The 16,400-nt window shown below is 59.5% G+C and carries 11 protein-coding genes; 5 read left to right on the forward strand and 6 right to left on the reverse strand.

Annotated elements, in window-relative coordinates:
• Window positions 1–43: 43 nt before the first annotated feature.
• Window positions 44–1,765, reverse strand: coding sequence for a hypothetical protein (locus KF841_01270; GenBank protein ID MBX3393975.1), 1,722 nt, complete (start codon window positions 1,763–1,765; stop codon window positions 44–46).
• Window positions 1,766–2,245: 480 nt separating this feature from the next.
• On the opposite strand from KF841_01270, the gene pilM reads away from it, so the two are divergent.
• The 3 genes from pilM (at window position 2,246) to KF841_01285 (ending at window position 7,526) form a co-directional block, all read left to right on the forward strand.
• A complete protein-coding gene (gene pilM, locus KF841_01275) occupies window positions 2,246–4,447 on the forward strand; it encodes a type IV pilus assembly protein PilM (GenBank protein MBX3393976.1) in 2,202 nt (733 codons plus the stop codon).
• 113 nt (window positions 4,448–4,560) lie between these two features.
• Window positions 4,561–5,799, forward strand: coding sequence for a hypothetical protein (locus KF841_01280; protein MBX3393977.1), 1,239 nt, complete (start codon window positions 4,561–4,563; stop codon window positions 5,797–5,799).
• Between the two features lie 53 nt (window positions 5,800–5,852).
• Window positions 5,853–7,526 (forward strand): hypothetical protein, encoded by a 1,674-nt coding sequence (locus KF841_01285; protein ID MBX3393978.1) that lies wholly within the window; start codon window positions 5,853–5,855, stop codon window positions 7,524–7,526.
• A 170-nt stretch (window positions 7,527–7,696) separates the two neighbouring features.
• On the opposite strand, the gene KF841_01290 is transcribed toward KF841_01285, so the two are convergent.
• Window positions 7,697–8,530 (reverse strand): sigma-70 family RNA polymerase sigma factor, encoded by an 834-nt coding sequence (locus tag KF841_01290; protein ID MBX3393979.1) that lies wholly within the window; start codon window positions 8,528–8,530, stop codon window positions 7,697–7,699.
• Between the two features lie 456 nt (window positions 8,531–8,986).
• Window positions 8,987–9,262: a hypothetical protein gene (locus KF841_01295; GenBank protein MBX3393980.1), complete on the reverse strand. Its 276-nt coding sequence runs from the start codon at window positions 9,260–9,262 to the stop codon at window positions 8,987–8,989.
• A gap of 262 nt (window positions 9,263–9,524) precedes the next feature.
• Here KF841_01295 and KF841_01300 point away from each other — a divergent pair, with 262 nt between their 5' ends.
• Complete coding sequence (locus tag KF841_01300) at window positions 9,525–12,209, forward strand: hypothetical protein (GenBank protein MBX3393981.1); 2,685 nt, start codon at window positions 9,525–9,527, stop codon at window positions 12,207–12,209.
• A gap of 63 nt (window positions 12,210–12,272) precedes the next feature.
• Here KF841_01300 and KF841_01305 read toward each other — a convergent pair whose 3' ends face one another.
• The 3 genes from KF841_01305 to KF841_01315 are packed head-to-tail and all read right to left on the reverse strand — an operon-like array spanning window position 12,273 to window position 14,895.
• A complete protein-coding gene (locus KF841_01305; protein ID MBX3393982.1) occupies window positions 12,273–12,980 on the reverse strand; it encodes a GNAT family N-acetyltransferase in 708 nt (235 codons plus the stop codon).
• A 15-nt stretch (window positions 12,981–12,995) separates the two neighbouring features.
• The gene (locus KF841_01310; protein MBX3393983.1) at window positions 12,996–14,249 is read right to left on the reverse strand and encodes a bifunctional 3,4-dihydroxy-2-butanone-4-phosphate synthase/GTP cyclohydrolase II; all 1,254 of its coding nucleotides are present in this window, start codon (window positions 14,247–14,249) and stop codon (window positions 12,996–12,998) included.
• A gap of 34 nt (window positions 14,250–14,283) precedes the next feature.
• Entirely contained in the window at window positions 14,284–14,895 is a 612-nt protein-coding gene (locus KF841_01315) for a CDP-alcohol phosphatidyltransferase family protein (protein MBX3393984.1), read from the reverse strand.
• A 532-nt stretch (window positions 14,896–15,427) separates the two neighbouring features.
• On the opposite strand from KF841_01315, the gene KF841_01320 reads away from it, so the two are divergent.
• Window positions 15,428–16,366: an LOG family protein gene (locus tag KF841_01320; protein MBX3393985.1), complete on the forward strand. Its 939-nt coding sequence runs from the start codon at window positions 15,428–15,430 to the stop codon at window positions 16,364–16,366.
• Window positions 16,367–16,400 lie beyond the last annotated feature (34 nt).

Genomic DNA, 16,400 nt, shown 5'->3' on the forward strand with positions numbered 1-16,400 from the left:
TCGGTCTCCCGTCGATGGTTCGTCCGTCGTTCAAAACGCGGCATTATACCGACCCGTTTTTTCCGCGTCGCGGGTGGCCCAGCACCCATCCCACGAAGACCGTCACAACCGTCCCCACTGGAAAACCCCAGAACGGATGAGCATAGACCGGACTGCCGTCAATCCCCTTCCCGGCGGCCACATGATGCAGCACCAGAACCAGCACCGAGGTCAACGAGATGCACCCGACCCGGGACAGATCATCGCGAAAACGCCGAACCGCAAGCAACAGCGCCGACGAACATCCCAGCCACACCAGACCGTCCGACCAGGCGATACGGAAATCGCCGATGATCCACGGAGTTGAATGCACCACCAGACCGAACACCGACAGTACCGACATCGCCACCGCCCAGACCAACCCCCGGTCATCCCTGTTCAGCGGCAGAAACGCCAGCAGAAAGATCCCCAGCAGCGGCCCATACGTGAAGGCCACCAGCCCAAGCACCAGTTCGATCACGCTTTCAAACTGGTTGCGAATCGGAATGCACGCCGTTGCCATCAGACACAACGTGACACCCCAGATTACAACAAGCGCCTTCGATAGCCCGATGTCACTCGGCGCACGACCTCGAATCAGCCCGATGCGACGAGCAACTTGTATCGCACGCTGCTTGAACGCGCTGACCGTCGTCTGCGACAGCGCGGCCAGCGCCGAATCCAGCGAGGAGATTGCCGCCGCCAGGATCGCAGCGACGATGATCGCGCGGATGCCATGAGGCATCTGACGCGCGATGAAATATGGAAGGATATTCGTCGCCTCTTTCGCCATCAACGCCGCCGCATCGGCCGGCAATGGATGATGCTGGTAGTACGCATAAATGGCGACACCAACGAGGAGCATCAGCAGCGCGATCAACTGCCCCGCACTGCTCACGATAATCGCCAGCCTCGCTTGCGAGCGAGTCTTACAGCAGAACATTCGCTGAGCCATGACCTGATCCAGCCCAAGCGCGGCCAGATTCAGAAATGGCATCGCGATCAGGCCCGTCCAAAGTGTCAGTCCCAGCGTCAGATCCGCCCGCGTGTCCAGCAACCTCAGCTTCCCGGCGTCATTGGCGATTCGAACAACCTCATCCACGCCACCCTCCACCGCCGAGACGCTGTAGAAAAGTGCAGCCATCGCCCCGAGAATCAGAACGCCGAACTGAATCAAATCGGTCCAGATGACCGTCGTGATGCCGCCCAGAAGAGTCCATCCGATCGCGACCACGCCGATGATCCAGATCGAAGCGATGAATTCAATCTGGGCGACGTTATGCAGAATAAAAGCCGCGACATACACGCGCGCTCCCTGTCCCAGCACCCCCCCGACAAAGAACAACAGCGTCGTCATGGTCTTGACGCGCGGACCAAGTCGCGCGCCCATGTAGTCGTATGGACTGTAAATCTCCTCGTCGAAATAGCGCGGCACGAAAAATAGGCCGATGATCACCCGCGCCAGGATCGCCCCCAGTCCCAGTTGAAGATAGGTCAGATCACCCCCCGCCGCGAAACTCGTCGCCGGCACCGCGATAAACGTTGCGGCCGAGATCTCCGTGGCAATGATCGATCCGCAAATCGCCCACCACGGAAGCTTCCTCCCACCCAGGAAAAACTCCCGAATCGTGGTCTGCTTACCGGACAGTCGCGCGCCCAGCAGGGTCGTCAGCGCGAGGTAGCCCGCGATGACCAGCCAGTCTGTCCATCCGAATGCAGTCGTCGGCATCCCTTCCGAGAGCATCATGACCGGCAATATCGCGGAAACGAATCATATTGGCGAGCCGATAACCGTCTCGTCCGCCAACCTTTGAATCGATCAACCGGCCAAATGCCAACCGAAAGGGACAATCCCGCGACCGGCGTAAACGGTGACCTTTCGTTGACTGAACCGACGCTGGTCGCTACAGTAAAACAGCTATAGGAACCGATCGCCGACGTCCGGCGGACCGCTGATTCGGCCTTGCCGATGGGGGTCCGTTCCTACCGACAAACCCACCTTGGCCGATTGCAAACGCAAGCTCGAGGACGTCTGCAGCCGACTCCGACTCGACAGGATTGAATTCGGCTGTAGCGCAGCGAGCGGTATGACGCGGTCGCTGAAAGCGATGCAAGGTGCGAGGAACGATCACGAGAGCGCGACGCATGCATGCGCACCCCGACGTAGCGCCCGTTCAAGGTGCCACCTGACGGATGCGACTCGCTTACGGTCACCCGGGAGATACAAATGGCAGCCAGGCAACCTGTTTGGGGAATCGATGTCGGCCAGTGCTCACTCAAAGCGGTGAAGCTCCAGGCGGCCGGCGACAAAGTCGAACTGCTCGGCTTCGATCTCGTTGAGCATTCCCAGTTTCTTTCCTTGGCCGAATCCGACGCCGGAGACATTGTTCGCTCGACGATCCGCACGTTCGCCGAACGAAACGATCTGTCCAATTGCCAGATCGTCGTTTCCGTGCCCGGCCAGCAGACGCTCACCCGCTTCACCAAAATGCCACCCGTGGACAAAAAGAAAATCCCCGACATGGTCCAGTACGAGGCCAGTCAGCAGATTCCCTTCGACATGGACGAAGTCGTCTGGGACTATCAGGTCATGACCGAGGGCGAGGCGGCGGAGTTCGAAGTCGGCATCTTCGCAATTCGAAAGGAACTGATCCGCAATTACCTGCAACAGTTCACCAGCCAGAAGGTCGAGCCGGTCATGGTGCAGACCAGCCCCATGGCTTCCTACAACGCCGCAAGGTTTGAGCTGGATCTTCCCGAAGGCGAAACCTACGTCCTGCTCGACATGGGAGCTCTCGCCACCGATCTCATCGTCATGGAAGGTAAAAGAATCTGGGCCAGGCCCGTGCCGATCGGCGGCAATCGCTTCACCGAATCGCTCGTTTCGGCCTTCAAAGTCCCCTTCGCCAAGGCCGAAAAACTCAAGCGGACCGCTGCGACTTCAAAATACGCTCGCCAGATCTTTCAGGCGATGCGGCCTGTCTTCGCCGATCTCGTGTCCGAGGTCCAGCGTTCGATCGGATACTACACCTCGACGCATCGCGAGTCGCACATCACCCGAATCATCGGAATGGGAAACGCCTTCAAACTCCCGGGCCTGCAGAAATTCCTCCAGCAGAACGTGCAGATGAAGGTCGATAAGTTCCCCGGATTCTCAAGGATGGTGCCCGTCGCGAACCAGAAGCATGACGAGTTCGAGGAAAACCAGATGAGCCTCGGCGTCGCCTATGGACTCGCACTGCAGGGCCTCGACCTCGCTGCCGTCAACTCAAACCTGCTGCCGCTCGAGGTGCGACGTACGCTCCTCTGGCAGAAGAAGCAGCCATGGTTCATCGGTGCGGCCGCCAGTCTGGCCGCGGCCGCCGGCATCATGTTCATCGGCAACGTCATGGCGTCAAGCGAAGTCCAGAGCGCACGCGGAGGCGTGGAGCCCGGACAGCTTCGGGCGGCGAATTTCAGCCAGGTCGATGCCGCAATGGCGGCACTGAACCCTTCCGGCACGGCAACGCCCGTTCAGCGTGCGATGCAGGTCGCTGGCGCGGCCAAGTACCTCAAGTCCGAGTACGCCAAATACACCGGCGGCAGCAAGGAGGCCGGCACGCTGGTCACCCTGGCCAAATTCCCCCAGAACAACGTCTTCGTGCCGCGTATCCTCGATGCCATCCACCGCGCTTTCGAGGAAGCCGTGCCCCCCGACATCCGCAACACGAAATCGCCCGAAGATTACCTGCGTGTTGCAAGCCGGATCAAACGCGCGGAACGAAAGGAACTATGGGTCAGGCAGATTCAAATGCGCTACTCCGATGACCCCGGACAGGAATTCCGCAACGCCTTCGGCGAATCGAAAACCGCGCGAGGAAAGCCTGGATGGGCCATTCTGGTCAACGGCATCACAACGGAACCCACCCCCGCGACCTGGATTGAAGAGAACCTCAAACGCATTCTCCTCGAGCTTGGTTGCGAACCCGGAAAAGGCTTCTATATCGACACCGTGACACTCAGCAAGGTCACCGAACGATCCAAGGATTCAAAGCTCGTATCCGAAGGTTCCGCATTCTCCGGAGCATCGGAAGGCGGCGGGGATGGCGGCGGGCGACGAGGCGGAGGCCCACCACGAGGCGGCGGGCGACCGGGAAGCGACGGCCGCGATGATCGACGAGACCTCAGCGGCGGCCCCATCGTCGGGGGGCCGTTCGGCGGCGGACCGTCCGGTCCGCGCGGAGGCAGTTCCGTTCGCGACGATCTGCGCAAACTTTCCGAGGAACTCGCCAAGAAGGATCCGCTGACAAAAGAGAGCATCGATCGCGACTATGCCTTCGAGCTTCAGATCGTTGTACGTAAGGACGAGCCACCAAAGGATCGAATCCCCGAGAAATTCAAGGAGCCCAAGCCGGATACGGCCGGCGGTGGTACACCGCCGAAATCTTGACGCGCGCCGGCCCGTCCCGGACGGAGCCATCTGAATTGCGAGTCGGGCTTGGACCAACACAGGGAAGCAGCCAACACAACCGCAGACGACACTGATCACCGGAGCCGTTGAAAATGGACTTCGTTCGTAAGCACTGGATATACCTCACGCTCGGCGTTGTCGCCGTGGGCTCGATCGGTACCGCCGCATGGGCCTACCTGGCCGGCGATGCAATCATCGAAGAATTGTCGGAGCTTGACCGTCTTCGTGGAGAAGTCGAACGCGAAGGCAATGGCGCACAGAACGCCTCCACGATCGAAGCGATGAAGACCAGGCAGGCCGCCCTCATTGCGGAGCAGGAGGCCGCATTGGCCGCCTCGCTCAACGCCCAGAAGTTCAATCATTACGAAAACCGGGAGCGACAGACGCTCGTGCCGGACGTGCTGCCCGAGCCAAGGAGCAACGGGGCTCGCATCGAGTTTCGCGATGCCTACCGCGCGGCATTCGCCGATCTTCGCCGCCGTCTCCGGGCTCGAGGACCGGCCACTTCGGCCGAGATCACCCGGCAGCAGGCAATGGAAGACGCCAAAAACCAGCAATCCTCTTCGGACGAAAACCTCGGCCCGTGGCTGCCCAAACCGGAGAAGCCCAGCGACTCCGACGCAGTGCAGCCACAGCAGACCGATCGGACGATCGCCGAAATCCTAAAGGCCTATCCGAAGGCCAAGGCTGCCGAAGTTGTGGCCCGTTCGATTTACATGTACTACGACAATCTGGCTTTCGCGCCGCATGCCATGCTCGAATACTCCGAAACCCCTCCGGCCACCGACATCTGGCACGCACAGATGACACTCTGGATCGAGCAGGACTTTGCCTACGCCATGTCCAGCCTGAACGAAGCCCGGGCCGAATCACTGAAAAAGCAGAACCGTGCGTATGATTGCTGGGTCGCCAACATGCCCATCAAACGCATCAAGTACCTCGCCAGTGAACCCTGGCTCGGACGCGGCGGCGGAATGAACGATTTGCTCAAGCTGCCGTTCGCCCAGTCGTTCACAGGCCACGCCAACGATTCAACCAAGTTCGTTGTCCCGCTTCAGATCCGGCTCATCATGGAGGAGGCCGCGATCTTCGATTTCCTCGATGAGATCTGCCGGGTCGGGTTCTACACGCCGATTCAGGTCGAATACCGCGCTGTGCCGGCCAACCCGCTGCAGGATGAATACATCTACGGCAATGCCCCCGTCATCGATGTAACAATCGACATCGAGGGCGTCTTCTTCCGAAAGGTCTTCGATACGTGGATCCCGAAGGACCTCGCGCCGATACTGTCTCGGCCAAAGGCGGAAGAAGAGCTGAATCAACGTCGATAGTCCAAACACAAAACGCGCAACCACCCGCGACGAATTGACACCTGAGGTGATGGATGGCGAAAAAAAACGTCGGCTTTGTGGACGAGCACATTGAAAAGGTCGTCGTCGGCCTTTGCGCGCTGTTCTTTATTGGCAGCCTCTATGTCGCTTTCTTCAGCGGCCGCTTCACGATCAACGAGAACAAGCCCGGAAAGCTGGCCGAGGCCGTCGGCGCGGCGGCCGAATCGACCGCTTCCGCCATCATGCGTAAACAGCCCGAACCGAAACAGGCCGCCGGAAACACCAAACCGGGCGCCACGGAAGACGCCGTCGAGTTGCTGAAACAGTGGTTCGGAGATCAGGCGCGCGGCCTCATCGCCATCGCCGGATTGAAGTCGCCGGCCGGCCGAACCCAGCCGTTTCCACCCTCCTTCGTCTCCACGACCGAGGTCGCGCCGGAGGATCGGCACCATCTCGCGCAGATGGTCGCGCCCGGTCTGCCGGTCGTCTCCACGGGACAGAGCATCTTTGAGTTTCCGGCACAGTTGCCGTCACTCAGTGAGTACACCCCCGGCCCGGTCAAGGACACCTTGCCGGCAACGAAACGCAACTGGGTCGCTGTCGCGGCACAGGTCGACCTGATTCAGCAGGACATCAACTTCAAAACAGAAAAATACCCGGACAACTCCTACCCCAGCATCGTCAAGGTGCATCTCGAACGATTCGATCAGAATGAACCCTGGCGCGGCTGGCAGACGGTCAACACCACGCTGCCATTCAAACCGATCGAGCGGCCGAACATCGTGAACCGGATCGACGACGGAATGAATCTCGAAGGTTTCTCCGAATTCAAGGAACTGATCGATCGTTCACAGGAAGTTATCGCGCGGCCGATGCTCAACGCTCGCACCGGCGGCGGTCGCCTCGATTACCCGGCTGTGCCCTACTTCCCGGATCCGCCGAAGTCGTCCGGCGAGGATCCCGCGGCCCGCGCCAAACGATGGCTCCAGTTGGCCCAGAAGGCAAAGGATGGCAAAACGCCGTTCTCCGAAGAAGACGCGGATGCCGCGGCCATCCTGCTTCGAGCGGTGATCGGCACCGCCGGCGCCGCCGGTTCCGATGTCGACAAGGCCCGGTCGATGCTGGCGGCCATCGTCAGCAGTGCCAAGGGTCAGCGCAAAGGCATCCTGTCTGATTCAACCATTCGCCCGCCGGAAAAGTTGATGCCGATTCTTGCGTACGATCTGGATGTCGTGCCCGGACATACCTACCTTTACCGCACCCGCTATGAAGTCATTAACATTTTCGCCGGCAACGTCGGCGAATTGCTCGATCCGGCGGACGCAAGGAAGCTCACGATTTTCAGCGGATGGTCCCCTCCGAGCCGGCCGGTCACTGTCGAAAGCGACACCTACTTCTATCTGACACGGGCCGACGACAAGAAAAACGAAGTGACCGTCACCGTCTTCAAACGAAAAGGAAAAGAGACACCCAGGGAATCCACCTTCAAAATCTCGATCGGCGATGAGATCGGAGGCGAGAAGAAAACGGGGGCAACCAAGACGGATTTCTCAACCGGCGCCGTCTGCATCGACATACAGTTCAATCGTAAACTCAACGATAAGAATGACGTGGTAATGGTCTACGTCGACCTGAGCGACGGCAGCGTTCGAGAGAAATACCTCTCCGTTGATCGCAACGACAAGTTTCGCAAATCACTGACCAGCGACCGCACCGCGGGCCGCTAATAACGCAGACTGCGTTCCGGCTGCGGCCGCCCGCGTGTCGGCCTGACGTCAAACCATCCGCAGGGTTTGGCACATCGACCGCGCAATTAGGCTGATAAATAAAAACGGCGGTTCTCCGCTCAGAGGAAAACCGCCATTTCAAATACTCAATTCGCGATCAGCGCTCTCGGTCAGATCAGGACCGGATCGTCTCGAATCGCACGCCGCAATTTGGCGATCGCTGACAACTGAATCTGCCGGACGCGCTCCTTGCTCACATGCATCCGGCGTCCGATGTCTTCCAGCGTCAGTCGCGGCTTGTCGTCGGCAAAGGGGAAGCGCCGAGCCAGCACGCTCTTCTCGACGTCCGTCAACTCCGCGTTATCCAACTGAAGAATCTGCCCCAGCCGTTCCGTGAAAAGGGCTTCCTGATCCGTTCGCATTGATTCGATCGCGTCACTCTTTTCGAACTCGACGTCGAACGGGCCGGCAATCCGGCTGCGACGCTTCGAGTCCATCAAGGCCGCGCGGGAAAATGCCCGAATGATCGCATTGCAGGCATACGTGCTGAAACGGTAGCCCCGCCAGGGATCAAACGTATCCGCCGCACGCAACAGCGCCATCATCCCTTCGCTCGTCATTTCGTCGCGGTCGAGCACTTCAAATCGTGTCCGGCCGATCATGTCGTAAACAAGACCGAGGTTCGCTTCGATGATCCGCGTGCGGATCAGATTGTAACGCTGAACCCACACATTGAATTTTTGCCTCAGCCCCTTCGTCGGTCGCTTCGATGCCTGTTTGTAAAGCGTGCTCAGCTTGAATCCGCAGAAGTGCAACTGCTTGAAAAGGAGCACTTCGCCATCCGGCGTGAGGCGACCAGAGTCCCCGACGATCCCCGGCCAATCCGAAAACAGCCGATCCTCGGTCGATGGTCGGCGAAGTTCCGCATTCATGATGTACGGCGGCGGAACCATCCAATCCTTCATCGCAGATCTTGCTGAGCTGGGCGTCGTTACACGTCGCATCACGCACTCACCTTTCCGGCGCCAGTAGGTGGCGGCCACGTCGAACGACCGTCCGTAAACGACAACTGGCCAATCGACCTTTCTAATTACTACTTCTCTTGGACGTTTACGGTTCCCGGGCGTTACTTGGAATTCGCCTCATTTTGATACGAATTAAATTCCCAACATCCCGGTCCGTTCTTGCCATCCATTACCAGACACCGTTCATCGAGTTAAAGTGGTAGTTTCATCCAGCGCCTTGATACATATGATAACGGACTTTCGGCGCAGATCTCACTCAAAAGAACGTTTTTTCGTTCAGGATTTTCCTGAGTCCAACGGATTTCGTGGACCCATTCTGCCCGCATTTTGAAGCGGTCGATCTGCAAACTGCTTATATTAAATAACTTGCGCGCCGCTCGCGAAGTGCGCGACGCCGAAAGTGCCCAGAACGACTCGTTCCCGTGGACGAGAAAATTACCGCCTCGAACCGGCGGAAGATGGAGTGCGCGGATCGATGATCGCCCCAAGCCCCTCGAACAGCGCCTGGCCCAGTCGCCGAAAGCCGAGTTGCGATTGAGCAGGATTTTCAATCGCCATCGAAAGCCCCTCCACGAAACCAGGTTCGTAGGCCTCGCGGAATCGCTTGAAAACATCAGAATCCAGACACCCGTTTAGGACCGGGACCCCGCCGACTAGCGTCGCAATCGCAGAAATCTTCAACTTACGGAGCATCTTCGAATAGCGTCTCATCGATTGGCCTCCCGCTGCAACGCGAATCACAAGTCACGATTCCCTTTGGCAATGCACCTCCATTCCTTTCGGATGGACCGGAGGCGGCTTCCGAAACGAGATGGCAGAGGTAAGTGCATATCGGACCTTCGGCCGGTTTAGCGCGGCCGACCGCGAAGCCTGCGGGGCCCGCACGCGACTCGACCGTCCCGCAATGCCAGATCGACTCTGAACTGGCCTGCCAATCGCCCCGATAAACGATGAGACGCCAAAGGGTTTCATCGTGCGCACATATCGATCCCGCATTGCAATTTGCATCGCTCTCCTGCTCGGACTGACCGCTCCTTCACTCGATGGAGTTGCAGTTGGACAGCCCGCCACCACAACGACCCAGAGCATGCAGAATGACAGCCTTGCGCGAATCGTGCGTTCCTTCGACTTTGACGAGCGGAAGTTCGGCAACTACGACTCGATGCCGATGAACTGGCGGCAGATTGTCGAACCGGGATATCCCCGCTTTCTGGAACCTCGCATCGACGAAACAATCGGCCATGACGCCCCGCCGTCATTTCACCTCGCGCTTCAGGGCGGCAATCTGGGTGCGGTGTACGTCGGTCGTGAAATTCCAATCGACCCGCGCTGCGCTTATCGCATTGTCGGCTGGATCAGGCCGCGAGGATTGAAACATGCCGGCGCGTTTATCTCCGCGCACTACCTCGCCGCGGATGGATCGATACTGCCCAACACCGAGCGGCGAAGCGATGTCGCTCGCGACAACGGTGAGCAGTGGGTCGAAGTCTCGATCGACCTGGCTCCGAGTGCGGAGCACGCGCGTTGGATTTCTCTCGCATGTCGGGTTGAACAGTCGCCGATCGGCGGCGAGGCGTCCGAGTCATACAAATCGATTGAACATCGCGATGCGCGCGGCGAGGCGTGGTTTGACGACATATCCGTGATTCGCATGCCGTATGTGTCGCTCGAACTCAATCGGAAGGACAGCATCTTCGAGAAGGGTGAAGCACCGGAGGCATCGATCCGGCTTTCAGACGTCGACGGCCGCGGGATTCGAGCTGAACTAACGCTAGTCAACGCCGACGGCCAGCCGGTCGAGCAGCGCGAGATCGACCCATCCAGCATGATCGGGACCATCCACACATATCGCCCGTCGCCGCTGAAGTACGGCCGCTACACGCTGCGTCTGACGCTCCATTCCGAACAACATGAATTGCAGTCGGTCGAACGATCGTTCGTCGTACTCGCGGATGCGCTAAGCGACGCCCAAGGCGCGAAGTCCGGATTCGGCATCGTTCTCGACGGCAACAGCATGAGCCAGCCAAAGGCCATGCTCCGGTGGATGGAGGTGCTTAAGCCCGATCGCGTGAAAGTCCCGGTGTGGCGCGCGGACATGAACGACGAGACCGTACTACTCGGTTCCGCCGAATTCGATCGTGCCGTCCGCTCACTGCACGAGAGAGGCATGGGGTTGGCAGCCGTGCTGGAATCGCCCCCCGCGGGCCTGGCGATGCAATATCCCAAAGGCCGTCGCGGACTGTTCCATGTCCTGTCGGAGGATTCGTCGCTCTGGCAGCCGTACCTTGCGATGGTTGTGACACGCTACGGACTGTGGGTGGATCAGTGGCAGCTCGGATCAGACGCAGTGGACCCGCTCTTCGATCGCGATCTGCTGAAGAGTGCGATACGCAATTCAGTCAATGAAGTGAAGCCCCTGATCGGCTCGGCGAGCTTCGTACTGCCGCAATCGAGTGATTCTCCGATGGATGTGGAACTCGATCGCGGCGACATCATGGCCTTCGCACAGCCGGCCCATCGACCCGCCGAACAAGTTGCCCGCCAACTGTTCGATGTTGATCGTGAAAGCAGTAAAGACCGGTGGGTGACCCTTCAGTCTCTCCCCTCCGATCGATACGAGCGTAACAGCCGGCTGGCGGATTTTTCCCGCGGCCTGCTGCTCGCGCGATGCCATGGCGCTGCCACCGTATTCACCCGAATTCCCTGGCAGACCCGGACGACCGCGAGCGGTGTCCTTGTTGAGCCGACCGAAGAACTGATTCTGCTTCGGACGATCTTCGGAATCCTGCATGGCTATCGACCGGTCAAGCCGCTTCGCATGGGAAGAGGAATCGAAGCATGGCTGCTGGCGGATGAATCGGGCAAGCAAGGCGTCGTCGCCGCATGGACCCGCGGGGAAAGCCCGATCCCCACGCACGTTCGATTCGATTTGGGACAGGATATCGAATTCGTCGATTTGTGGGGCAATCGATCGACACACTCCCGCAGCGATGACGGAAATGATCTGACGCTGACCGCCATGCCCGTGCTGCTTCGAAAGATCGATCCGGGTATCGCACAACTCGCTGAAAGTCTCGAGATCGACGAGCCGTCTTTGCCGCCGAGAATCAAGACCCATCAGCGAACTATTCGATTAACCAACACAACCTCGCGTCCGCTGCGCGGCTTGATCCGATTCAGCGCACCGGCCGGATGGAGTTTGACCCCCTCAAGCTTTCCGATCGACGTCCAGCCCGGCGTTACCACGACCTTCACGACGCGAATTCGCATTCCGGCAAATCAGGCCGTGGGTGAATTCGAGCTGATCGGCCGATTAACGGCCGGCGTCGCAGGCAAAGCGCTGACGCTCCGGGTACCCGTGGAAGTGAAGTCGGAGGAACTGCGGGTCGACGTCGCGGCTGTACGCGACGTGGATGGATATAAAGTGATTCAGCGTGTCACCAATATGACATCACGTCCGCTTGATCTTAAGGCATCGTTGATTTCGCCGGACCATGCTCGACAGTGGCGGACGATCTCGCAGCTCGGCGCCGGCGAGTCGGCGACACGCCAATATGCCGTCAGCGTGCCCGCCGCGTCGGACGATCGGCCGATTCGTGTATCGGTCGAGCAGATCGGCGGGGAAATCCGCCATCACACCCTGCTCAACCTGAAGTAAGCGACCTGCGTCCATCTCGATGGACTTGTGCAGCCGACAGACGCGGAATCGAATGTCGAATCGCTACGACGATTGAAATGGAAGGCGAATCGGACCGCTTCGCAAAAGGGCGGAGTCCCCGATGAACAGAATTGACCGCTGCGGCTGTTCACCCGCGGCAATCAATCGCTCGTATGCTGTTCGCCGAATCGACATCCTCACGAATTCGTGACGAGTTCTCGATTCCTTGAAATACTTGAACTCGCGTCCCACCGCCTTCATGCCGCCACACTCGTAGGCGCGGATTGCCGGGTGGTTGTCCGGAAAGACAACCAGTGACACTTCGCGCGCGTTGAAATCGAGAAACCCGCGAGCCAGCACGGCACGCACGAAATTCTTGCCCAGCCCGCGACCGCGCAGGTGCGGCGCAAGCAGAAAATGGCCGATCCAGAGATGATCGCGCTCGCCAGGCATTTCGTTCAGCTCGGTGTAGCCGACTGGTGTCGCCGACGCGGCATCCCAGAGAAGCATCCGGCTCGATCGATCACGCCCCCATGCCATGACCTTTGATGCACTGAGCGGCGGCGGCGTTCGCGGAGCCAGCCAGAGCAGTTCCCGATCGTTTCGCACCCAGGTCGCAACAGTCGGGGCGTACAGCGCATCAAAATCACACAAACAAAGCGACATCGGCCGGCGCGTTCGCGCACGGCGCAGAGCGACTCGATCCCGCGCGGCGACAGATCGGCGTGACGCGGGTTTCGATGCGGGATCAGGCTGCCCGGGCTGAATCATGGACTCATTCCGTGCTTATTCGTCCTTCAGCGTATGGCCCAGCTTGTCGCGTTTGGTTTGCAGATATCGCCTGTTATGAGGATTTGATGCGACCTGAAGCGGCAATTGATCGACCACTTCAAGACCGTACACCTCAAGCCGGCTGACCTTCTTCGGATTGTTGGTCAGAATGCGGACGCGCCGCACGCCCAGATCACGAAGCATCTGCGCACCCACGCCGTAATCGCGCTTGTCCGCGGGGAAACCGAGCTTCTCGTTGGCTTCGACCGTATCGAGCCCTTCATCCTGAAGGCGATATGCATGCAACTTGTTGCGCAGTCCGATGCCGCGGCCTTCCTGCCGTAGATAGAGAATAACGCCTTCACCGGCCCTGGCGATCGTCTGCATCGCCAGATCGAGCTGTTCACCGCAATCACATCGTGCCGATCCGAAGACATCACCGGTCAGACATTGCGAGTGCGCACGCACGAGAACCGCGTGGTCGATGTCGATCGGTTCACCATCCGGACCGAGCTTGCCGATGTCCCCCATGCACAATGCAACGTGCGGCTCCGCGTCGGTCACGGACTGATAGGCGTGGAGCGTCCACTGACCGTAGGCGTTCTGCATGGGCACTGACTCAACGCGCATGACCGAACGTTCGCGCTGCAATCGATACTCAATCAGCGATTCAATCGTGCAGATCTTCAGATCATGCCGCGCAGCGAATTGCACCAGATCGTCCAGCCGGGCGATTTCGCCATTCTCCTTGAGTACCTCGATGATGACACCCGCCGGCTTCAGGCCGGCAAGCCGGGCGAGATCGATGCTCGCTTCCGTGTGGCCGGCGCGAACGAGCACGCCGCCGGGACGACCTTTGAGGGGGCTGATGTGACCGGGGCGATCAAAGTCGCCCGGCCGGGCATCGTCCGCCAGACATCGGCGAATCGTCGCGCATCGTTCCGCGGCCGAGACGCCTGTCGTGATTCCGAATTGTGGCTTCGCGTCGATGGAAATCGTATATGCGGTGCCATGCGGGGCGGTGCTGTCACTGGTTTGCGGGTAGAGGTGCAGTCGTTCGCAAATTTCAGCGGAGAGCGACAGGCACAGCTTGCCGGCGGCCTGCCGAATCATGAAATTGATCATCTGCGGCGTTACCAACTCCGCCGCGCACACCAAGTCGCCCTCGTTTTCGCGATCGGCATCGTCAACCAGAATGACGAGTCGGCCGGCCCTGATGTCTTCGAGTGCTTCCGTGACGGACGAAAACGGTTTGGCAACGGACGCCATCAGGCAATTCTCCAATTGAAGTCGCCCGCGTCGGTCAGGCGAACGACCAGGCCTCAAGCGCACGAATCCCCACTGCAACATAGTCAGCCGCCGCGGCGACCGCCAATGCCGACGAGATCCACCAGCATATGACCGGCAGGTTCGCGGCTTCGCCCGGCAATCCGGGCAACAATAGCATAGCCAGAACCAACGCCAATTGCGCGGCCGTACACCACTTCCCGAGCGTCCTGGCCTGCAAGCGAACCGGAACTGCAAACAGCCGTGATGCCAGCGCCCCCAGGCAGACCAGCAGGTCTCGGCTGATTGCAATTCCGACAACCCAGCCCGGCAGCCGAAATTGATGCAGGTCCCCTGATTCGGTGGGGCACGCGACCCCCAGACGCCAGAGCAAGACTACGGCGCAAATGACCAGAAGCTTGTCGGCAGCCGGGTCCAAAATGCGCCCCAGTGCGGTTTCCTGGCGCAGCCTGCGAGCCAGGTAGCCGTCAACCCAGTCACTCAACGCCATGACGGCGAAGACGCCGATCGCCAGCAACCGGTCTCGGACCCGGCCGGAGTCGGCTTGTCTCACCAGGAAGAAAACGAACACCGGAACGAGGAGAATTCGTCCCAGACTGATGCAATTGGGCAATCCGAGCCGGGACATCCACAAGACCGCGTTCCTTCCAATCTCAACCCATTGAGTGTACTTGCTCAGCGCTCTGTCGCCGAAGGTCCCGTGGCATCGTAAGCTCCGATAAGAACAGGAACAACGTCGGTTCCGGTGCGGGGATCCCGGCGGAATGGTGCATGGAGCGGGCAGGTTGGGGCCGGAATGCGGGTGCCCGCACTTTTGTAGGCGCATCAGACAGCGACTATACTACGGGGTTCGCGATGATCGCGTCAGAAACGATTGTCGATGGGTTTCACGCGCCGTGTCGCCCCGTTGTTGCTGGGCCCATCGAACACGATGAAATAGACCAAAAGTAAGGGCGAAATCGTCAGTCGTGGCGGCGATCGGCCGGTCCGGTCACCGGAATGCCCGACCTGAAGGAAGTTTTGTGAGCAAGATTGTTTCAGAATCAGCGAGAGAATCGGAGCCACACCAGAGCCCGGAAGAACGCGCCGCCCGCGATGCAGCCATCCAGGAATTTGTGGACAGGTACGCGAGCGGACCGGATACGGACCTGTACGCGAACATGATCAAGACGGTGTGTCGCATGTCGCGCGACGGGACAGATCGAGCCGAAGTGAAGCTCGTGGACAAGGCCCTCGCGGAATTGCGATACGCCTTCAAGACGTTTGCGCCGTACGAGCACATTCCCAAGGTCTCAATCTTCGGATCGAGCCGCACGCCGGAGAATCACCCCGAGTATATCCAGGCAGTTCGATTCGCCGAGCGCATGCGCGAAAGCAACTGGATGGTCATCACCGGCGCTGGCGACGGCATCATGAAGGCCGGCCATGGCGGGGCCGGCGCCGAAGCGAGCTTCGGGGTCGCCATTCGCCTGCCGTTCGAACAACGCACGAATGACATCATCGAAGGCGATCAAAAGCTCATCAACTTCAAGTATTTCTTCACTCGCAAGCTCATGTTCACGAAGGAAGCCAAGGCGGTCGCCCTGTTTCCGGGCGGGTTTGGAACGCAGGATGAGGGCTTCGAGGTGCTGACGCTGGTTCAGACCGGCAAGGCGCAGCTTGTGCCGATCGTCATGCTTGACGCGCCCGGCGGAACCTACTGGCAGCATTGGCGAACGTATGTGAAGGCGGAGTTGCTGCACACGAACATGATCAGCCCCGAGGACATGAGCCTGATCAAGTTCACCGACGATGTCGAAGCGGGGGTCGAGGAGATACTCACCTTTTATCGCCGCTTCCATTCGTATCGATATGTTCGCGAGCGTCTTGTGATGCGATTGAATTCGCCGCTGCCTGACGGCGCCCTTGAGCAGATTCAGAAGAACTTCGCCGGCATCCTGGAACTGGGGACTTTTGAAGTCGGGGGGCCGCTGCCGGAAGAAGAGAATGAACTGCCGGGCATGCCGCGTCTGATCTTCCGGTTTAATCGCCGCTCGCACGGGAAGCTGAGGCAATTGGTGGATTTCATCAATCACTGCGACCTGCCGGCGAAGAAATAAAGGGGCGTGGAATCAAACGCCCGGATACCGGCGC

Source organism: Phycisphaerae bacterium, from assembly GCA_019636475.1.
GTDB lineage: Bacteria > Planctomycetota > Phycisphaerae > UBA1845 > UTPLA1 > JADJRI01.

Coding starts and splice junctions, on each gene's coding strand:
- KF841_01270 (MBX3393975.1), bottom strand. CDS start 1,765: ATGATGCTCTCGGAAGGGATGCCGACGACTGCATTCGGATGGACAGAC.
- KF841_01295 (MBX3393980.1), bottom strand. CDS start 9,262: ATGAGACGCTATTCGAAGATGCTCCGTAAGTTGAAGATTTCTGCGATT.
- KF841_01315 (MBX3393984.1), bottom strand. CDS start 14,895: ATGTCCCGGCTCGGATTGCCCAATTGCATCAGTCTGGGACGAATTCTC.
- KF841_01305 (MBX3393982.1), bottom strand. CDS start 12,980: ATGATTCAGCCCGGGCAGCCTGATCCCGCATCGAAACCCGCGTCACGC.
- KF841_01310 (MBX3393983.1), bottom strand. CDS start 14,249: ATGGCGTCCGTTGCCAAACCGTTTTCGTCCGTCACGGAAGCACTCGAA.
- KF841_01290 (MBX3393979.1), bottom strand. CDS start 8,530: ATGCGACGTGTAACGACGCCCAGCTCAGCAAGATCTGCGATGAAGGAT.
- KF841_01320 (MBX3393985.1), top strand. CDS start 15,428: ATGATCAAGACGGTGTGTCGCATGTCGCGCGACGGGACAGATCGAGCC.
- pilM (MBX3393976.1), top strand. CDS start 2,246: ATGGCAGCCAGGCAACCTGTTTGGGGAATCGATGTCGGCCAGTGCTCA.
- KF841_01280 (MBX3393977.1), top strand. CDS start 4,561: ATGGACTTCGTTCGTAAGCACTGGATATACCTCACGCTCGGCGTTGTC.
- KF841_01285 (MBX3393978.1), top strand. CDS start 5,853: ATGGCGAAAAAAAACGTCGGCTTTGTGGACGAGCACATTGAAAAGGTC.